At 63.9% G+C, this 20,622-nt stretch carries 18 protein-coding genes; 8 read left to right on the top strand and 10 right to left on the bottom strand.

Features of this window, described 5'->3' with window-relative positions:
* Positions 1 to 57: 57 nt before the first annotated feature.
* Entirely contained in the window at positions 58 to 672 is a 615-nt protein-coding gene (pncA, locus tag MESAU_RS02450) for a bifunctional nicotinamidase/pyrazinamidase (RefSeq protein ID WP_015314462.1), read from the bottom strand.
* A 363-nt stretch (positions 673 to 1,035) separates the two neighbouring features.
* Here pncA and MESAU_RS02440 point away from each other — a divergent pair, with 363 nt between their 5' ends.
* The 7 genes from MESAU_RS02440 to MESAU_RS02410 all read left to right on the top strand — a co-directional run bounded on the left by MESAU_RS02440 (position 1,036) and on the right by MESAU_RS02410 (position 9,065).
* Positions 1,036 to 1,890, top strand: coding sequence for an FAD binding domain-containing protein (locus tag MESAU_RS02440; RefSeq protein ID WP_015314461.1), 855 nt, complete (start codon positions 1,036 to 1,038; stop codon positions 1,888 to 1,890).
* A complete protein-coding gene (locus MESAU_RS02435) occupies positions 1,887 to 4,640 on the top strand; it encodes a molybdopterin-dependent oxidoreductase (protein WP_015314460.1) in 2,754 nt (917 codons plus the stop codon). The genes MESAU_RS02440 and MESAU_RS02435 overlap by 4 nt, the downstream gene beginning before the upstream one ends.
* Positions 4,637 to 6,178, top strand: coding sequence for a hypothetical protein (locus MESAU_RS02430; protein ID WP_015314459.1), 1,542 nt, complete (start codon positions 4,637 to 4,639; stop codon positions 6,176 to 6,178). Before MESAU_RS02435 ends, MESAU_RS02430 begins: the two co-directional genes overlap by 4 nt.
* Positions 6,178 to 7,062 carry a UPF0280 family protein gene (locus MESAU_RS02425; protein WP_015314458.1) on the top strand — a complete coding sequence of 295 codons (885 nt, stop codon included), beginning with the start codon at positions 6,178 to 6,180 and terminating at the stop codon, positions 7,060 to 7,062. Before MESAU_RS02430 ends, MESAU_RS02425 begins: the two co-directional genes overlap by 1 nt.
* Positions 7,055 to 7,639 (top strand): amino acid synthesis family protein, encoded by a 585-nt coding sequence (locus MESAU_RS02420; RefSeq protein ID WP_015314457.1) that lies wholly within the window; start codon positions 7,055 to 7,057, stop codon positions 7,637 to 7,639. Before MESAU_RS02425 ends, MESAU_RS02420 begins: the two co-directional genes overlap by 8 nt.
* On the top strand, positions 7,636 to 8,097 hold the full coding sequence (locus MESAU_RS02415; RefSeq protein WP_015314456.1) for a MarR family winged helix-turn-helix transcriptional regulator: 462 nt from the start codon (positions 7,636 to 7,638) through the stop codon (positions 8,095 to 8,097). The genes MESAU_RS02420 and MESAU_RS02415 overlap by 4 nt, the downstream gene beginning before the upstream one ends.
* A gap of 116 nt (positions 8,098 to 8,213) precedes the next feature.
* Positions 8,214 to 9,065 carry a three-Cys-motif partner protein TcmP gene (locus MESAU_RS02410; RefSeq protein ID WP_015314455.1) on the top strand — a complete coding sequence of 284 codons (852 nt, stop codon included), beginning with the start codon at positions 8,214 to 8,216 and terminating at the stop codon, positions 9,063 to 9,065.
* Here MESAU_RS02410 and MESAU_RS02405 read toward each other — a convergent pair.
* The 4 genes from MESAU_RS02405 to MESAU_RS02390 form a co-directional block, all read right to left on the bottom strand.
* Complete coding sequence (locus tag MESAU_RS02405) at positions 9,062 to 9,814, bottom strand: DUF5131 family protein (RefSeq protein ID WP_015314454.1); 753 nt, start codon at positions 9,812 to 9,814, stop codon at positions 9,062 to 9,064. The genes MESAU_RS02410 and MESAU_RS02405 overlap by 4 nt on opposite strands.
* 160 nt (positions 9,815 to 9,974) lie before the next feature.
* On the bottom strand, positions 9,975 to 10,943 hold the full coding sequence (locus MESAU_RS02400) for a substrate-binding domain-containing protein (RefSeq protein ID WP_015314453.1): 969 nt from the start codon (positions 10,941 to 10,943) through the stop codon (positions 9,975 to 9,977).
* On the bottom strand, positions 10,940 to 12,253 hold the full coding sequence (locus MESAU_RS02395; RefSeq protein ID WP_015314452.1) for an ABC transporter permease: 1,314 nt from the start codon (positions 12,251 to 12,253) through the stop codon (positions 10,940 to 10,942). Before MESAU_RS02395 ends, MESAU_RS02400 begins: the two co-directional genes overlap by 4 nt.
* Positions 12,250 to 13,836 (bottom strand): sugar ABC transporter ATP-binding protein, encoded by a 1,587-nt coding sequence (locus MESAU_RS02390; protein WP_015314451.1) that lies wholly within the window; start codon positions 13,834 to 13,836, stop codon positions 12,250 to 12,252. Before MESAU_RS02390 ends, MESAU_RS02395 begins: the two co-directional genes overlap by 4 nt.
* Positions 13,837 to 14,057: 221 nt before the next feature.
* On the opposite strand from MESAU_RS02390, the gene MESAU_RS02385 reads away from it, so the two are divergent.
* Positions 14,058 to 15,077 (top strand): LacI family DNA-binding transcriptional regulator, encoded by a 1,020-nt coding sequence (locus tag MESAU_RS02385; protein WP_015314450.1) that lies wholly within the window; start codon positions 14,058 to 14,060, stop codon positions 15,075 to 15,077.
* 47 nt (positions 15,078 to 15,124) lie between these two features.
* Here the strand turns inward: MESAU_RS02385 and MESAU_RS02380 are convergent, their stop codons facing one another.
* The 5 genes from MESAU_RS02380 to MESAU_RS02360 all read right to left on the bottom strand — a co-directional run bounded on the left by MESAU_RS02380 (position 15,125) and on the right by MESAU_RS02360 (position 20,522).
* Positions 15,125 to 15,919 (bottom strand): inositol monophosphatase family protein, encoded by a 795-nt coding sequence (locus tag MESAU_RS02380; RefSeq protein WP_015314449.1) that lies wholly within the window; start codon positions 15,917 to 15,919, stop codon positions 15,125 to 15,127.
* Between the two features lie 76 nt (positions 15,920 to 15,995).
* Complete coding sequence (locus tag MESAU_RS02375) at positions 15,996 to 16,997, bottom strand: LLM class flavin-dependent oxidoreductase (protein ID WP_015314448.1); 1,002 nt, start codon at positions 16,995 to 16,997, stop codon at positions 15,996 to 15,998.
* Positions 16,994 to 17,827, bottom strand: a complete 834-nt coding sequence (locus tag MESAU_RS02370) for an arylamine N-acetyltransferase family protein (RefSeq protein ID WP_015314447.1) — start codon at positions 17,825 to 17,827, stop codon at positions 16,994 to 16,996. The genes MESAU_RS02375 and MESAU_RS02370 overlap by 4 nt, the downstream gene beginning before the upstream one ends.
* A 70-nt stretch (positions 17,828 to 17,897) precedes the next feature.
* A complete protein-coding gene (locus tag MESAU_RS02365; RefSeq protein ID WP_015314446.1) occupies positions 17,898 to 19,067 on the bottom strand; it encodes an AI-2E family transporter in 1,170 nt (389 codons plus the stop codon).
* Positions 19,068 to 19,460: 393 nt separating this feature from the next.
* On the bottom strand, positions 19,461 to 20,522 hold the full coding sequence (locus MESAU_RS02360; RefSeq protein WP_015314445.1) for an LLM class flavin-dependent oxidoreductase: 1,062 nt from the start codon (positions 20,520 to 20,522) through the stop codon (positions 19,461 to 19,463).
* Between the last annotated feature and the right edge of the window lie 100 nt (positions 20,523 to 20,622).

The raw sequence follows: 20,622 nt of genomic DNA, 5'->3' as shown, positions 1-20,622 counted from the left end.
GAGCGCGCCGCCCGCCCCGGTCGCTATCGGCAAGTATCCCCTTCTACCCCCCACGAGTCAGCCCGAAGTGCGATCTTCGAGCGTCACGCCGGCATCGCGCATCTTCGCCAGCATTGTCTCGAGCGATCCGTTGAGATCGATGCCACGGCAGGCATCGAGCCTGACCGTGGTTCTAAACCCTTGTTTGACCGCGTCCAGCGCCGAGAAGGCGACGCAGAAATCGGTCGCCAGGCCGACCAGGGTCAGTGTGTCGATGCCGCGCTCCCGCAGATAGCCGGCGAGCCCCGTGGGCGTCGCATGATCATTCTCGAAGAAGGCGGAATAGCTGTCGATGGCCGGGCGAAAGCCTTTGCGGATGACGAGTTCGGCCTTGGTCCAGGCAAGTCCGGAATGGAAATCCGAGCCGAGACTGCCCTGGATGCAATGGTCCGGCCAAAGCGTCTGCTGACCATAGGGCATCTCGATCGTCGAATAGGGCTGCGACCCAGGATGGCTGGAGGCGAAGCTGGAATGGCCGGCGGGGTGCCAGTCCTGTGTCAGCACGACATGGTCTGTCCGCCGGATCATGTCATTGACCAGCGGCACGATCTCGTCGCCGCCGGCAACGGCCAGCGCGCCGCCCGGGCAAAAGTCGTTCTGCAGGTCGATGACAACGAGCGCTTCGTCGGCCATGGGCTTCCTTCCTGTCAGGCTGGGGTCGGGCTCCGAACGAGGCACCCGGCGAAAGAAAAAGCCGCTGGCGCGACTGGAGGAGAAACTTGACCAGATGGCGGTCCGCGTCAACCTCCAGCGGCATAACAAATGCGTGGCGATGCCAGCCGGACGGATGCCGGCGCAAACTCTGGCTTTGACAATTTCCGCCGTCTTGATATCATTTGCATACGAATGAATTTGCCGGTCAAAGCCGGTAAAGACTTTCCCTAGGCAAGTGCCTCGGGAGGGCCAGTTTCGGGCAAAGCCCATTTTATCGGGAAGCCCCACCTTATCGGGAAGCCCCACCTTATTGGGAAGGCCCACCTTATTGGGAAGGAAAGCGTGATCCGTTACGCGAAACCCACCACGGTCGACGAGGCGCTCGCGCTGCTTGGCGGGGGCGCTTGGCGTATCCTTGCCGGCGGTACGGATTTCTATCCGGCGCAGGGCAGCAAACCGTTTCGTGACAATGTCCTCGACATCAACGGCCTGACAGCGCTGCGCGGTATCGCCGAGACCGGCAGCCACTGGATCATCGGCGCGCGCACGACATGGACCGACATCATCCGCCATCCGTTGCCGCCGGCCTTTGATGCGCTGAAACAGGCCGCGCGGGAAGTGGGTTCACCACAAATCCAGAACGTCGCCTCGGTCGCCGGCAATCTCTGCAACGCCTCGCCGGCCGCCGACGGTGTGCCGGGGCTGCTGGTCCTTGATGCCGAGGTCGAGCTGCGCTCGGCGACGGCGACGCGCCGTCTGCCCTTGTCGGCGTTCATCCTCGGCAACCGCCGTACGGCCTTGCGGCCTGGCGAGATGCTGACGGCCATCCACGTGCCGAAGCCCGCCGGCACATCGGCCTTCGTCAAGCTCGGGGCGCGGCGCTATCTCGTTATTTCCATTGCCATGGTGGCGGTGCGTCTGGTTGCCGAGAATGGCACTGTCGCGCAGGCGGCCGTCGCCGTCGGCTCGTGTTCGGCCGTGGCGAGGCGGCTTGCCGGTGTCGAGGCGGCGCTGCTCGGGCTTCCCCTGGACGCCGGGCTTGTTGCCGCGGTCAGGTCTGCGCCGATGGCTGAGCTGCAGCCGATCGCCGACGTGCGCGGCAGCGCCGAATACAGGCTCGACGCGGTGCGCGAAATCGTTGCGCGCGCCGCCCTTGAGGCCGCGGGCAAGCCTACGGACGACAAGGTGGCCGCATGAGCATGGAACGCGCCGACATCGCCTTCGCGGTCAATGGCGCCGCCGTCTCGGTCAACGTGCCGCCGCTGCGCCGGCTGTCCTCGGTGCTGCGTGACGAATTGCGGCTGACCGGAACAAAGGTCGGCTGCGACGCCGGCGACTGCGGCGCCTGCACGGTGCTGGTCGACGGCGCTCCCGTCTGCGCCTGCCTGATGTCGGCGGCCTCTGCTTCCGGCACTATGGTGACGACGGTCGAGGGCCTCGCCAATGGGCGCCTGTCGGCGCTGCAAGCCTCGTTCCTGGCGCATGGCGCCGCGCAATGCGGCATCTGCACGCCGGCGCTGCTGGTCGCGGCGTCAGCGCTGCTGGACACGAAACCCAGGCCGACCGAGACCGAGGTGCAGGATGCGTTGGGCGGCATCCTCTGCCGCTGCACCGGCTACCGCAAGATCATCACCGCGGTGATGGAGGCTTCCCTCCAGACCGCGAGCCTGGACTTCCGTCTGCCTCGGTCCGGCCACGCCATCGGCGCGTCGCCGGTCAGGCTCGACGGTGTGCCAAAGGTGACCGGTGCCGAGAAATTCGGCGGCGATTCCTTCCCGGCCGATGCGCTTGCGGTGCTGGTGATCCGCTCGCCGCATCATCATGCCGGCTTCGCATTCGGCGAGATCGATGGCTGGGCAAGCAGCCATCCCGGTATCACGGGTGTTTTCACGGCCGCCGATATCCCGGGAAAAAACTGCTTCGGCGTTATCGGCCCGTTCGCCGACCAGCCGGCGTTGGCCGAGGGCTTTGCCCGGCTTCGCGGCGAGGCTGTCGCGCTGGTCGCCGGCGAACGCGAGGCGATCCTCGATCTCGATCTGTCGGATTTCCCCGTCCGCTGGACCGAACTGCCGCATGTTCTCCAGCCCGGCGATGCGCAGGCCGAAGGTGCGGCGCTGATCCATGAAAACCGCCCGGCCAATTTGCTGACCAAGGGCTTCGTCGAACGCGGCGATCCCGAGTCGGCACTTGCCGATGCGGCGTTCATCGCGAGCGATACGATCGAAACCTCCTATGTCGAGCACGCCTATATCGAGCCGGAAGCCGGCTATGCATATCTCGACGGCGGCACGCTCGTCGTCGTCGCCTGCACGCAGGCGCCTTACATGGATCGCGACGATACGGCGAAAGTGCTCGGCCTTGCCGTCGACAAGGTGCGCATCGTGCCGACCGCGACCGGCGGTGGCTTTGGCTCCAAGCTCGACGTTTCCCTGCAGCCGCTGATCGGCCTTGTCGCGCTGAAGACCGGGCGGCCCGCGGCCCTCGCCTACACCCGCAACGAATCCATGATGTCGACCACCAAGCGCCATCCGGCGCGGATGAAGGCCTCCGTCGGCGCGGATGCCGAGGGCCATGTCACCGGTATGATCTTCGAAGGCGATTTCAACACCGGCGCCTATGCGAGCTGGGGGCCGACGGTCGCCAACCGCGTGCCGGTGCATGCCTCCGGTCCTTATTTCACGCCGAATTACCGCGCCGAGGGCCGCGCCATCCACACAAATGGGCCGATTGCCGGCGCCTTCCGTGGCTTCGGTGTGCCGCAGGCGACGATCATGCAAGAGACGCTCTATGACGAGCTCGCCGGCAAACTCGGTATCGATCGGCTCGATTTCCGGCTGAAGAACTGCCTTCGGAACGGATTCGAAACGGTTACCGGGCAGGTCCTGGAGTCCGGAGTTGGCATCGCCGAATGCCTCGAAGCGTTGCGACCGCATTGGGCGCGGGCGACAGCCGATGCCGACGCTTTCAACAGCGCCAACCTGGACAGAAAACGCGGCGTCGGCGTCGCTTCGTGCTGGTATGGCTGCGGCAACACCTCGCTGCCCAATCCGTCGACCATCCGGGTCGGCATCGCGGCTGACGGCGCGGTCATCCTGCACCAGGGCGCGGTCGATATCGGTCAAGGATCCAACACCGTCATCACGCAGATCTGCGCCGACGCGCTCGGCCTGCCGCTGGAAAAATTCCGGCTGAAGAGCGCCGATACGGCGATCAGTCCCGACGCTGGCAAGACCTCGGCCTCGCGCCAGACCTTCGTCACCGGCAAGGCGGCCGAGAAGGCGGGCCGCGCCCTGCGCGAGAAGATCCTGCGCTTTGCCAATGTCTCGGAAAAGGCTTCGCTTGAACTGGATGGCCCGGCGATCGTCATCCGCGAAGGCGAGGCGACACGAAGCATCGATGTTGGCTTACTCGACGTGGATGCGCACGGTTTCGTCTTCCACGCCGAGGAGACATACGACCCGCCGACGCTGCCGCTCGATGCCAAGGGCCAGGGCAAACCCTATGCGGTCTATGGCTATGGCGCGCAGATCGCCGAACTTGAGGTCGACCTCAGGCTCGGCACGGTCACGCTGATCAGGATCATCGCCGCGCACGACGTCGGCAAGGCGATCAACCCGCTGCTGGTCGAGGGCCAGATCGAGGGCGGCATCGCGCAAGGCATCGGCATGGCGCTGATGGAAGAATACATCCCCGGCCGGACCGAGAATTTGCATGACTATCTCATCCCGACCATCGGCGACGTGCCGCCGATCGAGACCATCCTTGTCGAGGTGCCCGATCCCGAAGGGCCGTTCGGCGCCAAGGGCCTGGGCGAGCACGTGCTGATCCCCACGGCGCCGGCGATCCTCAATGCCATTCGTCACGCCACCGGCGTGCTGGTCACCAAGGTGCCGGCAACGCCAAGCCGCATCCTGGCGGCCATCCGCGAGAAGGAGGCACGCGCATGAGCGAGCTTGCCGAGCGTTTCGAAACCCATCATCCCGGCGAGAAGCTGGTGGCGGAGAAGATCCGCTGCGACGCCTGTCCCGTCATGTGCTACATCGCTGACGGACGGACCGGAGCCTGCGACCGCTATGGCAATATCGCGGGCCGCATCGTGCGCATGGACCCGCTGACCATCCTCGACCATGCGGCCGAGACCGGGGCCGCCATGGTGCCCTTTGTCGCCGAGGGCGAGCAGTGGGATGGCGAACTCATCAACACCGGCCGCCGCTTCGTCACCGCAATCGGCGCCGGCACAACCTATCCCGACTACAAGCCCGCTCCCTTCATCGTCAGCCAGGAAGTGGAAGGCGTCGATCTCGTCACCGTGGTGACCGAAGGCATCTTCTCCTATTGCGGCGTCAAGGTGAAGATCGATACCGACCGTCATATCGGACCCGAAACGGCTGTTGTGCGGGCTGAGGGCGAAGCCATCGGCCATGTCACGACGGGAGAATACGGCTCGCAGATGCTGTCGCTGGGCGGCGTGCATCATTTGACGGGCGGCTCCAAGGCGGAAGGCCGCGCCACCTGCGACGCGCTGCTCAACCTGTGCAACTGCAAACCGGTGGAACTCACCATCGACGGCGGCGCCACGGTCATTGTCGAAGCCGGCAAACCGCCCGTCATCGACGGCAAGCAGGAACATCGCATGCGCGTCGGCTGCGGTTCGGCCACCATCGGCATGTTCGCCACGCAATGGCGCGGGCTGGTCGACGAGGTGGTGGTGGTCGACGACCACATTACCGGCGTCGTTTCCGAACACCAGGCCGGCAAGGTGCTGGGCTGGCAGGATACCGGTATCAAGATCGTCGGCCGCCGCTCGACACCGGGCCGCTATTTCAAGGTCTCCGAGCCCGGCCTCGGCTGGGGAGGCACCAGCATTTCAGATCCGCTGTCGATCCTCGGCGAATGGAACGCCAAGAAGGGCGCGCGGCCGGGCTTGTCGCTGCTGATGGTTTCGACCACCGGCGAGCAGTTCGCCTATTACGAGCTCGACGACGACTTGAAACCGGTCGAAAAACCGTTTCCGGAGCGCCTGCGAAAATCGGTCAACCTGATCGAGGACAATTGCGAGCCGGCTTTGTGCACCGTGCTGTTCATCGGCGGCGCCGGCGGGTCACTGCGTGCCGGCGTCACCGAAAACCCGGTCAATCTCACCCGTTCCGTGCAAGGCCTGAAAACCTACGTCACCGTCGGCGGCGCGCCGGTCTATGTCTGGCCGGGTGGCGGCATCACGCTGATGGTCGATGTCACCAGGGTTCCGCCAGGCGCCTTCGGCTATGTGCCGACGCCGGCGCTCGTGGCGCCGATCGAGTTCACGCTGCGCCGCGACGACTATGTCAGGCTTGGCGGCTACGAGGCCGAAATCCGCAGCGTCGCGGATATTGTCGCCAAGGGCGGGGAGTACCTCAATCCCCGGCGCGGCACGGGTGCCCTGGCCAGCAATCCATGGCCGCCGCTGGCGCAGTTGCGCCGCGCGGGCTCGGATGGGGCCGGCTGATGGAGGGCCCGCAAGCGCATTGGCTGCAGGATGGCAAGCGGCTGCATCTCAACCATGGGCCGATCGACCTGATCGTCGAGGCCTTTGGCGAGGCTGACGAGTGTCGCGCCGCCTATGCCCAAGCCGTCGCGCGCTTCCAGACGATCCTGATCGAGTTGGTCGAGGAGCTTCCCGAACTGCGCCTCCCAGCATTTTTCTTGGCGCCGCGAACCTTCACCGGCCCGACGGCGCGCCGCATGGAAGCAGCCGTCATGCCCCTGGCGGAATGCTTCATCACGCCGATGGCCGCCGTCGCCGGATCGGTAGCCGACGAAATGCTTGCCGCGCTGCTTGCCGGCCGCAAGCTCGACCGCGCCTATGTCAACAATGGCGGCGACAGCGCCCTCCATCTCGACAAGGCCACGTCGATTGGCTTGGCGGTCGCCGGGACCGGCAACGGCATGGCCGACCGGATCACGATCCGCGCGCAAGATGGGGTGCGTGGTGTCGCAACCAGCGGCTGGCGTGGCCGCTCCTTCTCGCTTGGCATTGCCGATGCCGTCACCGTGCTCGCACGCACCGGCGCCGAGGCAGATGCGGCGGCGACGCTTATCGCCAACGCCGTCGACCTGCCCGGCAATCCTGCCATCAGGCGCACTCCCGCAAGCGACCTGTCGCCCGACAGCGATCTTGGCGCACGGCTGGTGACACAAGGCGTCGGCACGCTCGCCTCTGGCGAGGTGGCGCGGGCGCTGGACAATGGCCTCGCCGTCGCCGAAGATTTTCGCCGGCGCGGCCTGATTGCCGCATCGGCGCTGTTTCTCGGCGGGGAGGCCCGCATCAGTGGCTCCGTTGCACTCGGCCCGCCCAACAAGCACGAACCGGAGGAAGTTGCCCATGCCTGAGTTTCCGATCCGCAAGATCGCGGTGCTGAGCGAAGAGATTTTTCACGACGGTGGGCCTGTCACTGACGTGCCGCGCCGGCGTGCCGCCGCCATGGCGGTGGTCAAGAACCCTTTCGCCGGGCGCTATGTCGAGGAGCTGCAGAGCGCCATGGACGATCTGAAGCCGCTCGGCCTGCTTCTTGCCGACCGGCTGATCGCGGCGCTCGGCGGCGACGTGAAACAGATCGACGGCTACGGCAAGGGCGCCATTGTCGGCAGCGCAGGCGAGCTGGAACACGGCGCGTTGTGGCATGTACCCGGCGGTTACGCGATGCGCGAGCGGCTGGGCGATGCCAAGGCGATCGTGCCCTCGGCCAAGAAGGTCGGCGCCTTCGGATCAAAGCTCGACGTACCGCTCGGCCACATCAACGCCGCCTATGTGCGCAGCCATTTCGACGCCATGGAGGTCGGCATCAGCGACGGCCCGCGTCCTGACGAGATACTGTTCTGCCTCGCCATGACCTGTGGCCCGCGCATCCACAACCGCATGGGTGGCCTCGCTGCGGATGACATAAAAGCCTGGGACGGGCTGCGGTGAGCGGCGAGGACAACCTGCTCAAGCTGGTCGAGACCGAAGAGGCCGACGATCACGACTACCTCCTGCAGGAACAGGTCGGCTTCATCCTGCGCAAGGCGCACCAGCGCCATGTCTCGATCTTCGCCGCCCGTATCGCCGATCTGACGCCGCCGCAATTCGCCGCACTGGCCAAGCTGCGCGATGTCGGCGAGACCTCGCAGAACCAGCTTGGCACGTTGATCGCCATGGATGCCGCGACGGTGAAGGGCGTCATCGACCGGCTGAAGGCGCGTGGCCTGGTCGAGCTGTCCCGGCATGAGGTCGACAAAAGGCGCCTGCTGGTCAATTTGACCGCCGAAGGCCGCGATGCCATCGAACGGCTGATCCCGCTGGCCCACGAGATCACCAGGGAAACACTGGCGCCGCTCTCGGCCAAGGAGATCGCCACCTTCACGAAGCTGCTGGCGAAGCTGGCATAGGGCGATCCTGCCGCGAGGATGGCCCGGCTAGCAAGGTTTTATGTAATATAGCGATAGGAGAGGAGGTCGCCTCCGGAGAATGTGGTTGGCTCGCCACTTGTCGATTGACACTAAAGATGGTTGGATCGATCAAAACGGGGGTGCTGGTGGGACAACTTATTCAAGGCGACGATGGATCGCCTGTAGAGGAGGTCGGCGCCTGGGCCAAAACCAAACACGAATATCTATGTCGTTATGTCGACATCAGTCGTGGTGTCCGATCGAAATGGCTCGATCACGGAAAGGCCGGAGCAACTCTGATTGATCCGTTCTGTGGACCGGGCAGATGCAAGATTCGCGGCACCAATGAGTTCATCGATGGCGGAGTTGTTGCTGCCTGGAAGAAGAGTGCAGACGGCCAAACGCCATTCTCTGCGGTATATATCGGAGACATCGAAGCCGAGCGGGTTGAGGCTTGCGAGAAACGGCTACGTGCGCTGAACGCCCCAGTCGTAGCTTTCACAGGTAATGCTGTGGCCACCATCAAGACGGTCGTCAGCGTTGTGAACCCTCATAGCCTGAACTTCGCGTACCTGGATCCATACAACCTGGAGACACTGAATTTTGAGATGATCAGGACGCTGTCAGGCCTTCGGTACGTCGACATGCTTGTACATGTCAGCCAGATGGACCTGCAGCGGAACCTCGACAAATATTCGTCGGGCGACTCAACGGTGTTCGATGCCTTCATTCCTGGCTGGCGTGACACCATCAAAGCGGGGAACGTCAGCGCAACACGTCAGGCAATTCTGCGTTATTGGTCCGAGCTTGTTGGACGACTAGGCGTGTGGCCCTCCTTGGAACCCAAACTAGTAACCGGGCCGGGCAACCAGCCGCTATATTGGCTTCTGCTGGCCGCCAAGCATGAGCTCGCTCTAGCGTTTTGGAAGGTGGCTGCCAACAAGCAGAGGCAAGGCAACCTTTTCTAGGCGGTAGCTGCCGGCATCTCATCGTAGATACGACCGTTGAGCATACGGCCGGCGGCTTTCTTGTTGTTGCCTCCCCACTGCTTGAAAAAGAATGCCGTGCCCGCGTGTCGGCACATTGTTTCGATCTCGCCAACCCAGCGAGGATCCATATACCGTGCCCCTGGCCCGCTTTCACCGCCAACAATCGCCCAATGAATATTGACGAGATCGGCACCGGCTACAGATCCAATCAATGGCTCCAGAGAAACAAAACGGATTGCTGCTGGCACTCGGCGAAGGTCGTCGAGTCTATCCAGCACTCGATGGTCTTCAACGCTGGTTCCGAGCCAGACATTCGGCAGAACAGGAAAGTCACCCCGTGTTAGAACCTTAGCCATGACTTCCGGACGCTTCGTTAGAATCTGATACGTATGCCGCGGCGTCTCTTCCATCACAGTCCATACCTGCCGAATGAAATCGGCTGGCACATCTACATGAAAGAGATCGGACATCGAATTCACGAAGACGCGGCGTGGTTTTGACCAAGTTGCGGGGATCGACAGCGATTTCGGATCGGTGATGACCTTACCGGTCCACTTCGCTCGACCACCCGTCTTGCGTGTTAAACCCTGGTACTTGTTCATGCCCATGGCATCTAGTCGTGCCGCCATGCGCATCGCGTAGCAGTTCCTACAGCCGGCGGTCAGGATCGTGCAGCCGGCCACAGGATTCCACGTTGCGTCGGTCCATTCGATTGAAGTCTCAGCCATAGGAAGATTCTCCTTCACGCTGATGGTTAATTCAAGGTGATGAAGCTTCCGTTATCGAATCAGGCGGCTGAGGAAGGTCCGGCCACAGCTGTCCCACCAAGAAGCAGGAGAGCTATGGCCGAGTTCTAAACACCGGAGCCACCTTCTCCGGCAACAGCACTCACAGGCCGTTGTCCTTCAGCACCTGGGCGGCGTTTTCCTTGGTGATCTTCTGCGTCGGCAAGGTGATGGTCTTTTCCACCTTCTCGCCGTTGAGGAACTTGATCGCCTGGCGCAAGCCTTCCGCGCCTGGGGTGACATAGGTGAAGGTCGCCGTCAGCTCGCCCTTGTTCACCATCTGCACGCCTTCGTTGGGCAGGCCGTCGATGCCGATGAACTTGATGTCCTTCTCGCGGCCGACATCCTTGGCGGCCAGATAGGCACCGTAGGCCATCGGGTCGTTGTGGCCGTAGACGAGATCGATCTTCTCGTTGGTCTTCAGCGCGTTGGCCATCAGATTGTAGGCCTGGTCCTGCTTCCAGTCGCCCGACTGCTGGTCGAGCAAATATTTGATGCCCGGTTCCTTGTCGGTGAATTCATGGAAGCCGTCATGGCGGTCATGCGCCGGCTGGGTGCCCATGCCGCCCCAGATCTCGACGACATTGCCTGCTGCCTTGCCCTTGCCGCCGAGCAGTTCGACGGCGTATTCGCCGGCCGCGCGGCCGATCAGCTTGTTGTCGCCGCCGACGAACTGCGTGTAGTCCTTGGTGTCGACATTGCGGTCGAGCACGAAGACCGGGATCTTGGCGTCGATCGCCTGCTGCACGACGCCGGTCAGGCCGGCGGATTCTTTCGGCGAGACCAGCAGCGCGTCGACTTCCTGGCGGATCAGGTTCTCGACGTCGGCGACCTGTTTCTCCGTCTTGTCCTCGCCGTCGGTGATGATCAGCTCGACCTCCGGATGCTTGGCGGCCTCGGCAATGATGTCCTTGTTGAACTGGGCGCGCCAGGGCTCGATGGTGGTCACCTGCGAAAAGCCGATCTTCCACTTCTTGTCCTGGGCGAAGGCATGGCCGGTGGACAGCAGTGCCGTGGTGGTCAGCAATGCCGCGCCGAGTGCGGCAAGCTTCAGCATGTCACGTCGTTTCATTTCTTGTTTCCTCCGAGATTGAGAGACGGTGTCTCTTGCGACGGCCGTTTTGCGGCGGCCGTTTCCTTGTGCGCCGCCCCGGGCAGGCGCAGATAGGCCATGAGATCGCCGGCATTGCGCTCCTGCACGAGCACGGTGCCGATGATGATCATCCCCTTCAGCACCAGCTGAAGGTTCGAATTGATGTTGTGGAGCTGCAATATGTTGGACAGCAGCCCGAAGATCAGCACGCCGCAGAAGGTGCCTGTCAGGCTGCCGCGCCCGCCCATCAGGCTGGTGCCGCCGATGACCACGGCCGCGATGGCGTCGAGTTCCAGCCCGGCGCCGGCATCCGGCTTGCCTTGCCGGTACTGCGCCACGTAGAGCACCGCGGCGATTCCGGCGAGCAGGCCTGATATGGCATAGGTGGCGATCTTGACGCGGCCGGCGGCGATGCCGGAGAGCCTGGCCGCCTCCTCGTTGCCGCCGATCGCATAGACATAGCGGCCGAAGGGCGTGAAGCGCAGCATCGCGCCATAGATGACAATGGCGCCGAGGAAGAACAGGCCGGGCATCGGGATGACGCCGAACACCAGCGAGCGCAGCAGCTCGAAATCGGCGGTTGCGTTGGAACCGGTATAGACCGGCAGCACGGCATTGTTCTGGCCGGCGGTGAGCCGGGCGATGCCGAGCGCCGTCACCATCATTGCCAGCGTGACGATGAACGGCTGCAGCCGCCCGCCAACGATGATGAAACCGTTGATGGCGCCGAACAGCAGGCCGACGCAGGGCGCCACCAGCAGCACGCCGAGAACGCCGAATTTGGGCTCGATCTGCGGCAACAGGTACCACAGCGAAAGACAGCACAGGACGACGCCGACGGTTGCCGGCGTGACCAGCCCGCGAACGGTGTCCAGCCTGACATCGCGAACGGCGGCATCCGCGCCGGCGCGGGACTTCTCCACATTGAGGAAGATGAAGCGCGTGACGACGAAGCCGAGGCACAGCGCGACCAGCGCGACGGTCGGCACGCCCAGAACGACGCCGGGCGTCACGCCCGGAACCGTCAGCAGCATGGCGCACACCACCGAGCAGATGGCCATCAGCGAACCGACGGAAAGGTCGATGCCGCCGGTGATGATCACCGCGGTCATGCCGGTGGCGATCAGCCCAGTGGTCGACACCTGGCGCAGCACGTCGAGCAGATTGCCGTAGGACAGAAAGATGTTGTTGCCCTTGGAACTCACCGGCGAACCCAGCACGCCGATCAGGAAGATGGCGATCAGGCCCCAGTAGAGCTTGGTGCGGGACAGGAGTTTCAGTGCGGTCATGCGGCGGGTCTCGATAGGGTCCGGCGCGGTGCCGCGAGGCGCATGATGGCCTCCTCGCTCGCCGCGCCGCGCGAAAGGATGCCTGTCTGGCGGCCGTCGGCCATCACCAGGATGCGGTCGGAAAGATGCAGCAATTCCGGCAGCTCGGAGCTGATGACGGCGATGGCCAGGCCATCGCGCGCCAGCCGGAAGATAAGGTCGTAGATTTCGCGCTTGGCGCCGACATCGATGCCGCGCGTCGGCTCGTCGAGCAACAGCACCCTCGGCCTGGTCGCCAGCCACTTGCCGATGACGACCTTCTGCTGGTTGCCGCCCGACAGCGTGCCGGCAGGCTGGTCGATGTCCCGGCAGCGGATGCCGAGCGCCTTGACCGCCTGCCGCGCCAGCCCCTGCTCGCCGGCCAGCGAGCGGATGCCGAAGCGCGCCAGCGCGCCGACCAGCGGCAGCGCCACATTGTCCGATATCGAGGCCTGCAGGTGCAAGCCCTGCGTCTTGCGGTCCTCGGTCACCAGCGCGATGCCGAGGCGTCTTGCATCGCGCGGCGAGCGGATATCCACTGGCTGGCCGTCGAGCCGGATCTCGCCGCCGGCACGGCCATCGCTCGAGCCGAAGATCGCTTCCATGATCTCGGTGCGGCCTGAGCCCAGCAACCCGCCAATGCCGAGGATTTCTCCGGCGGCCAGATCGAAGCTGACGCCGCCGACCACCTGCCGCCAGCCCTGGCGGTCGGGCTTCGACAGCGACAGGTCGCTGACCGAAAGCACGGTCCTGCCGCCGGGATCCCGCTCACCTTGGGAGGATGCGAGCAGGTCCCGTCCGACCATCGCAGAAATGATGGCGTTTTCGTCGAGTTCGGCCATCGGCCGCGTCAGCACATGGCGTCCGTCACGGAAGACGGTGACGCGACCGGCCAGATGCATCACCTCGTCGATGCGGTGCGAAATGTAGACGATGGCGACGCCGCTATCGGCAAGCTGGCCGATGATGCGGAACAGCCGCTGGCATTCGGCCGGGGACAGGGCCGAGGTCGGCTCGTCCATGATCAGGATGCGCGCCGACATCGACAGCGCCTTGGCGATCTCGACCAGTTGCTGTTCGCCGACACGCAAGGCGCCGACGCGAGCGTCCGGATCGAGTTCGATGCCGAGCCGCTGCAGGAGGGCGCTTGCCGCGCGGCTGCTCGCCTTGCGGTCGACGATCAGCCCGGCGATCAGCTTTTCACGGCCAAGAAAGATGTTGTCGGCGACGCTGAGCTCCGGCACCAGGTTGAGTTCCTGGTGGATGATGGCGATGCCGGCATCCTCGGCGTCGCGCACGCCGGCGAAGCCGACCGGCCGGCCATCGACGCTGACCGTGCCTTCATAGCCGGTATAGACGCCGGAGAGGATCTTCATCAGCGTCGATTTGCCGGCGCCGTTCTCGCCCATCAGGGCATGGACCTCGCCGCGTCGCAGTTCGAAGCCGACATCGACGAGCGCGGCGATGCCGCCAAAACTCTTGGAAATGTGCTCGGCGCTCAGAACGATGTCCGGCCGATCCGATGCCGCATTGCGCGTCGAAGAAGGGGAACTGCTCTCTTGCATGACAATGGCGGCCTCCCTTCCGTCGTCGTCAACTCCAGGCAAACGCTAATCTAAACGTTTCGATAGTGTCAAGCCGATATCAGGTGCCAGAAGTTTGATGCATTTCGATTCTTGCTTAAAAAGACAGGATTCCGTAGGTATTGGCGGCAGAGGGGGGACGAAACGTTTCGAAAATGACAGCGTCAGGGCGAAAAAAACAGCGCAAATCCACCGCGCCCACCATGCTTCACGTGGCGGAGGCCGCGCGTGTCTCGGTCGCCACCGTGTCGGCGCTGATCAATGGTACGGCGACCGTCAGCCCGGAACTCAGCCAGCGTATCGAACAGGCAATCCGCGATATCGGCTACAAGCGCAACGCCATCGCCCGCAGCCTGAAGATGGGCACGACCCGCACCATCGGCCTGACCGTCCCGCACATCACCAACCCATTCTTCACCGCCGTCGTTTCGGTGATCCAGCAGGCCTTCGACCGCGCCGGCTATGCCGTCATGCTGTGCTGCACTGACGAGGATTTGAACACCCAGGACGACCAGATCAGGCTGCTGCTCGACCGCATGGTCGACGGGCTTATCGTGGCGCGCGTCGGTGGCGGCGCGATCCTCGAGCGGATCGTCGTCGACGCCAATGTGCCGGTCGTGTTGCTGGACCGTCTGTGCGAGGGCGTCGACACCGACGCCGTGGTTCTCGACAACCAGCGCGCGGTGTTCGACGCCATCAGCTATCTGATCAATCTCGGCCATCGGCGGATTGGCTACATTACCGGCACCTCGGATATTTCACCCATGCATGACCGGATGACCGGATATTGCGAGGCGCTCCAGGCCGCCGGCTTGCCGGTGGCCGAGGAACTGGTTCGTTCCGGCAATTTCCACGAGATCGACGGCTACAACGCGACCATGCAGCTGCTGTCGCTGCATGAGCGGCCAAGCGCCATCTTCTCGGCCAACAACCCGATGGTGATCGGCACGATGAAGGCGATCCGCGACATCGGCCTGTCCTGTCCGGAGGACATTTCGGTAGCCTGCTTCGACGATTTTCCCTGGTCCGACGTGTTCCAGCCGCAACTGACGACGGTGGCGCAGCCGGTGCAGGCGATCGGCGAACAGGCGGCCAATCTGCTGCTCGACCGTCTCGCCGGCAACAGGGACGCGCCGCCGCGCAAGCTCGTCCTCAAGGGCCGTTTGATGATCCGCAATTCATGCCGCCCGCTGGGGACAGTGGTGCAGAGCGTGAGCGCCTGAGCATGCCGAAAGTGTGAAGCGGTTTTCGGGCAATTCCCGGGATTTGATCAGGGCGTGAAGACACCGGAACACAGTTCCTGCAGCTTCGAAAAGACGCCTTTGCCGCCGGTGATAATCTGTGTCCCTCTCTGCAGCACTGTCTTCGGATCCGCCTTCAGCACAGTGCCGCCGGCCTCCTCGATCAGCAGCATGCCGGCGAGGCAGTCCCAAGGGTTCATGTGTTCCTCCACATAGCCAAGCAGCCGGCCCGAGGCGACATAGGCAAGCATCAGCGCGCCTGACGCGTTGCGGAAGAAGACGCCGCCCTCGGCCAGGATCTTCTTGATCAGCACGGCGATGTTCTCCGCTTCGGCCCGGTTTGAGAAGCCGGTGCCCACCGAGCCCTCTTGCAGGCTGGTGGCCGCGCTCGTTTTGATCGGCTTGCCGTTGACGAAGGCGCCGCCGCCCAGCCTTCCGTGGAAGGTCTCGCCGGTCGACGGCTCGTGGATGACGCCGACGATCGTCTCGCCATTCCTTGCGCAAGCGATCACCACGCACCAGGCCGGAATGCCGCGTACGAAATTGGCGGTGCCGTCGATGGGGTCTATGACCCAGGCATGGCCGGTCGAGCCGGCGACCGAGGCGTGCTCTTCGCCGATAATGCCGTCTTGCGGATAGTCGGCGGCGATTGCCGCGCGGATGAACAGCTCGACCTCGCGGTCGGCCTGCGAGACCAGGTCCTGATGGCCCTTGCTCTCGATGGTCAGGCTGTCGAGATCGCGGAAATATTTCAGGCCGAGTTCGCCGGCGCGTCGCGCCAGGTCGATGGCAAACTGCTCGCGTCTATCGAGGTCATGGGGCAAGGCAAGGCTCGCTGTTGCGAAGGATACCCGCACTTAGCAGAGCATCGACGTCGGCAAAAGCTCCAGGCCGCCTGTTTCAGGCCGCTTGCGACAACGATCTATGCGCCTCGGCCAAAATCTCGAAGGAACGCACGCGGGCGGCGTGGTCCGATATCTGCGCCGTGACCATCAACTCGTCGGCGCCGGTGCGTCGCACGAACGCATCGATGCCTTGCCGGACTGTTTCCGGTGAGCCGACGACGGCGCAGGACAGCGCCTGGCTGAGCATGGACTTGGCCATCGGGTCGAGATCCCGGTCATAGTTCTCGACCGGGGGCGGCAATTTTCCGGGCCTGCCGGTGCGCAGATTGACAAAGGCCTGCTGCAGCGAAGTAAACAGCAGCCGCGCCTCTGCGTCGGTGGGTGCCGCGAAGACGTTGAGGCCGAGCATGACATGCGGCTTTTCGAGCTGCTCCGACGGCTGGAAGCGCGAGCGGTAGATGTCCAGCGCATGATCGAGTTCCGCCGGCGCGAAATGCGAGGCGAAGGCGTAGGGCAGGCCGAGCATGGCGGCGAGCTGCGCGCCGTAGAGGCTCGACCCAAGAATCCAGATCGGCACCGTCTGGCCCTCGCCGGGCACGGCGCGCAGACGCTGGCCTTCCTCGGCCGGCAGGAAATAGCCCATCAGCTCTACGACATGCTGCGGGAAATTGTCGGCGCCGGCCTCGAGATTGCGCCGCAGCGCGCGCGCCGTGTTCATGTCGGTGCCGGGAGCGCGACCGAGGCCAAGGTCGATGCGGCCAGGAAACAGGGCGGCGAGCGTGCCGAATTGCTCGGCGATCACCAGCGGCGCATGGTTGGGCAGCATGATGCCGCCGGCGCCGACACGAATGGTTTTGGTGCCGCCGGCGACATGGGCGATGACGACCGATGTGGCCGCACTGGCGATGCCCGGCATATTGTGATGTTCGGCCAGCCAGTAGCGCTTGTAGCCCAGCCGCTCGGCGTGGCGGGCGAGATCGAGCGAATTGGCGAGCGATTGCGAGGCATCGCTGCCTTCGACGATCGGCGACAGGTCGAGAACGGACAGTTCGGTCATATACTGGTCTCCACGATCTTCTTCTCGCGCACCTGGGCCTCGAAGGCCTCGCGGTCGGGAATGGTGATGCCGAGTTGGCCTTCCAGCGTGTCGGCAAGTTCGGCGGCGGTGGCGATCTGCTTCTGCTCGGTGCGGCCATCGACGTGATGGATCGATAGGCGATCGCCGCGCAGCGCATAGCGCCGGTCGGGTGCGGCGCGGGCCGCTATGACGGAAGTGAGGAAATGCGATGCCGGGTTGTTCGACAGGAAGTAATTGGCGACGGAATAGTCGACCTCATAGTGCGGCTGCAGGTCGAAGCGATATAGCGAGCGCCAGTCGCCGCCGATCAAGGCCTGCAGGCGGAAATGATCGCCGGCCTCGACGATGCGAAATGTCTCGTGCGGCGTTTTTTGTTCCCGGCCGGGCTTCAGCAGCAGCGGCGCCGTAAGCGTCAGGCCGCCGAATCCGACGTCGGCGATATAGGTGTGGCCGTCAAGTTCGACGCGCAAAAGCATGTGGCTACGCGCCGTGATGGCGTCCTCGCTCTGACCCCAAAGCACACGCGCGGCAAGGCCGCCGACCTTGAAGCCGAGCGCCTTCAGCGCGTGCATGAAGACGAGATTGTGCTCGAAGCAATAGCCGCCACGCCCACCAAGGACGATCTTGCCCTGCAGCGAGGCGACATCCAGTCCGACCGGGCGTCCCAGAAACGGATCCATATTCTCGAACGGGATCGCCTGCGGATGCAGGAAATGGAGCGTCTTCAGCGTGTCGAGCGAAGCTTGTCCGGAACCGGCATGGCCGATCCGGGCGAAATAGGCGTCGAGGTCGAAGGGAACGTCATTCATCGGGAAGGGCACCGGGCACTGATCGGCCGGATATAGGCATTCGATCCCGCCGTCGCAAACCGTGCGCCGGTTATCCGGCTGCCGCGGCGTCCTGCTCGTCGGCTTCGTCCTCAACGACCGCTGTATGTTGTGCGGCGAGAAAATTGCCGACATGACTGAGGCTCTCGAAATGATCGCAGAACACCTTGACGACGACCAGCAGCGGCACCGCCATCAGCGCGCCGACGAAGCCCCACAGCCATGACCAGAATGCGATGGCGATGAAGATCGCCACGGCGTTGATCTCGAGCCGCCGCCCGACCACCATCGGCGTCACGAACTGGCCTTCGATGATGTCGCACAAAACCAGGAAAGCAGGCGCCAACAGCGCATAGGCGATCGTGTCGAAGGTGATGAGCGCGATGACGGTGACCAGGACAAGCGTGATCATGGCCCCGACATAGGGCAGGAAATTGAGCAGGGCGGCCGCCGCGCCCCAGACCAACGGATTGGGCATGCCGAGCGCCCACAGGCCGAGGCCGATGACCGTGCCGAGGCCGGTGTTGATGATGGTGACGGTGAGCAGATAGTGCGAGATTTCCCGCTCGACGTCGTAGACGACGCGCAGCGCCCGCTTCTTTTCGGTGAGGCTGGCGAAGGACTGGATGATCTTCTCGTAGAACATCGTGCCCGAGGCGAGCAGGAACAGCGACAGCACGAAGATGATGGTCAGGCTTGTTCCAGCCGACAGGATGTTGCTCGCCGCCGACGAGAAGAAGCCGGACTGCGCTACCGCGACCTTTTGCACACCCGGTTCCTGCGATGTCTCGGTCAGCCCCTCGATTTGGTGCGCGATGTCCATGATCCTCTCGAGCGGCCGTCGCAACTGCGCCAATCGCTCGGTCAGCTGCTGGCCGATGGACGATGTGTTGTTGATGAGATCGATGACAGGCCCACTGAGCACATAGCCTGCACTTGCGAAGACGAAGATCGACACAAGCACCAGAAGCGTCGCCGAAACCACTTCGGGAATGCCGCGCTTGCGCAGCAGCCGCACGATCGGGGTCAGCGTCAGCGCCAGCAGGAAGGCCAGAATGACCGGCATGAAAAAAGCGCGCGCGAAATAGAGCGCATAGACGGTCATGAACAGGAAGATACCGATGAGCAACGAGCGCATGAGACGCGTATCGGCACGCGCCGCCACTCGCGATTCTTCGGCTTCGGCAACGCCTGCGCCCAAAGCGGTGGGTTCGGCCTTCATCGCGATCCCCTCGGCGGGCACATCACAACTGATGCAATCCGCAGACGGAAACGCCAGCGCGGCTTCAAGGTTCCGTTAGCCGGCACTGACGGCGTGGCCGCCGCCGAGCGGGCGCCGTCAATATAGCTCAGACCGACGGCTCGGCTGCGAGCGTTCCACGATTACATGCCGTGTAATTGAGTCCGGGCAGCTGGCGGGCCTGGCACGGGAGCAGGCCAGTCGGCACGCCCCAAACCGTCGCCGCCCAGGAACTGCGCATCGAGTGCCTGTTCCCAGCCGACGAGGCGACCGAAATCCATCATGCCGCGATGATGAATGCGGCCCTACACCGGGCAACGCGATAAGCATCCTCATCCAGGGCTCATGGAATGAGGCTCGCGGGCCTCCTTAAGTTCACGCGACAGGCGCCGCCACGGTCGGCGCGGATTTCGCGGTTTCCTTGCGTACGATCGGCGCCACCTTGGTGCCGTAGAGCTCGATCGCCTTCATGATCTTGGCGTGCGGCATGGTGCCGATCGCCATCTGCAGCAGGAAGCGGTCATTACCGAACACCCTGTGCTGGGTCACGATCTTTTCCGCCACCTGCTCCGGATTGCCGACGAACAGCGCGCCGTCGGGACCACGCGACTGGTCGAAATGCGCGCGCGATGTCGGACCCCAGCCGCGCTCACGGCCGATGCGGTTCATCACCTCGGCCTGGGGGCCGTAGAAGTCGTCCGCCGCCTGCTCGGTCGTATCGGCGATGAAGCCATGCACGTTGATGCTGGTCGCCAACCCCGTCGGATCGCCGCCAGCGCGCTTGGCGGCCTCACGGTAGAGGTCGAACAGCGGCGCGAAGCGCGCCGGTTCGCCGCCGATGATGGCAAGCGCCAGCGGCAGGCCGAGCGCGCCCGCCCGAGCGGCCGATTGCGGCGTTCCGCCAATGGCGATCCAGACCGGCAGCCTGTCCTGGAAGGGCCTGGGATAGACGCCGCGATCGTTGATCGGCGCGCGCAGCCTACCCGACCAGGTAACCTTCACCTGATCGCGGATGGCCAGCAGCAGGTCGAGCTTTTCGGCGAACAGCTCGTCATAGTCTTCGAGGTTGTAGCCGAATAGCGGGAAGGATTCGATGAACGAACCTCGCCCAGCCATGATCTCGGCGCGGCCGCCCGACAGAAGGTCGAGCGTGGAAAACTGCTGGAAAACGCGCACCGGATCGTCGGAGGACAATACCGTCACCGCACTGGTCAGCTTGATGCGCTTCGAACGCTCCGCCGCCGCGGCCAAAGCCACGACCGGTGCCGAGGCGGCATAGTCCGGCCGGTGGTGTTCGCCGAGGCCGAAGACGTCGAGCCCGACCTGGTCGGCAAGTTCGATCTCCTCGATCAGGTTGCGCAGCCGCTCATGCGGACCGATGGCGCCGGGACCCGGCACAGGGCTCACATCGGCAAAAGTGTAGAGGCCGAGTTCCATTTGGATGTCATCCCAGTGTGTTGATTGTTGCGCTAGGGTCGGATGATTTTAGCTCTGTTCGACCTGAAATCTGAATCCGACCCTAAATCGAAGAGATAGA

Source organism: Mesorhizobium australicum WSM2073, assembly GCF_000230995.2.
In the GTDB taxonomy this organism is placed as follows: Bacteria; Pseudomonadota; Alphaproteobacteria; order Rhizobiales; family Rhizobiaceae; genus Mesorhizobium; species Mesorhizobium australicum.
This window is presented reverse-complemented; position numbering and strand designations above follow the sequence as displayed.

Coding starts and splice junctions, on each gene's coding strand:
- MESAU_RS02395 (WP_015314452.1), bottom strand. CDS start 12,253: ATGACCGCACTGAAACTCCTGTCCCGCACCAAGCTCTACTGGGGCCTG.
- pncA (WP_015314462.1), bottom strand. CDS start 672: ATGGCCGACGAAGCGCTCGTTGTCATCGACCTGCAGAACGACTTTTGC.
- MESAU_RS02430 (WP_015314459.1), top strand. CDS start 4,637: ATGAGCGAGCTTGCCGAGCGTTTCGAAACCCATCATCCCGGCGAGAAG.
- MESAU_RS02370 (WP_015314447.1), bottom strand. CDS start 17,827: ATGAATGACGTTCCCTTCGACCTCGACGCCTATTTCGCCCGGATCGGC.
- MESAU_RS02385 (WP_015314450.1), top strand. CDS start 14,058: ATGCTTCACGTGGCGGAGGCCGCGCGTGTCTCGGTCGCCACCGTGTCG.
- MESAU_RS02390 (WP_015314451.1), bottom strand. CDS start 13,836: ATGCAAGAGAGCAGTTCCCCTTCTTCGACGCGCAATGCGGCATCGGAT.
- MESAU_RS02425 (WP_015314458.1), top strand. CDS start 6,178: ATGGAGGGCCCGCAAGCGCATTGGCTGCAGGATGGCAAGCGGCTGCAT.
- MESAU_RS02410 (WP_015314455.1), top strand. CDS start 8,214: ATGGTTGGATCGATCAAAACGGGGGTGCTGGTGGGACAACTTATTCAA.
- MESAU_RS02375 (WP_015314448.1), bottom strand. CDS start 16,997: ATGACCGAACTGTCCGTTCTCGACCTGTCGCCGATCGTCGAAGGCAGC.
- MESAU_RS02435 (WP_015314460.1), top strand. CDS start 1,887: ATGAGCATGGAACGCGCCGACATCGCCTTCGCGGTCAATGGCGCCGCC.
- MESAU_RS02365 (WP_015314446.1), bottom strand. CDS start 19,067: ATGAAGGCCGAACCCACCGCTTTGGGCGCAGGCGTTGCCGAAGCCGAA.
- MESAU_RS02405 (WP_015314454.1), bottom strand. CDS start 9,814: ATGGCTGAGACTTCAATCGAATGGACCGACGCAACGTGGAATCCTGTG.
- MESAU_RS02400 (WP_015314453.1), bottom strand. CDS start 10,943: ATGAAACGACGTGACATGCTGAAGCTTGCCGCACTCGGCGCGGCATTG.
- MESAU_RS02420 (WP_015314457.1), top strand. CDS start 7,055: ATGCCTGAGTTTCCGATCCGCAAGATCGCGGTGCTGAGCGAAGAGATT.
- MESAU_RS02360 (WP_015314445.1), bottom strand. CDS start 20,522: ATGGAACTCGGCCTCTACACTTTTGCCGATGTGAGCCCTGTGCCGGGT.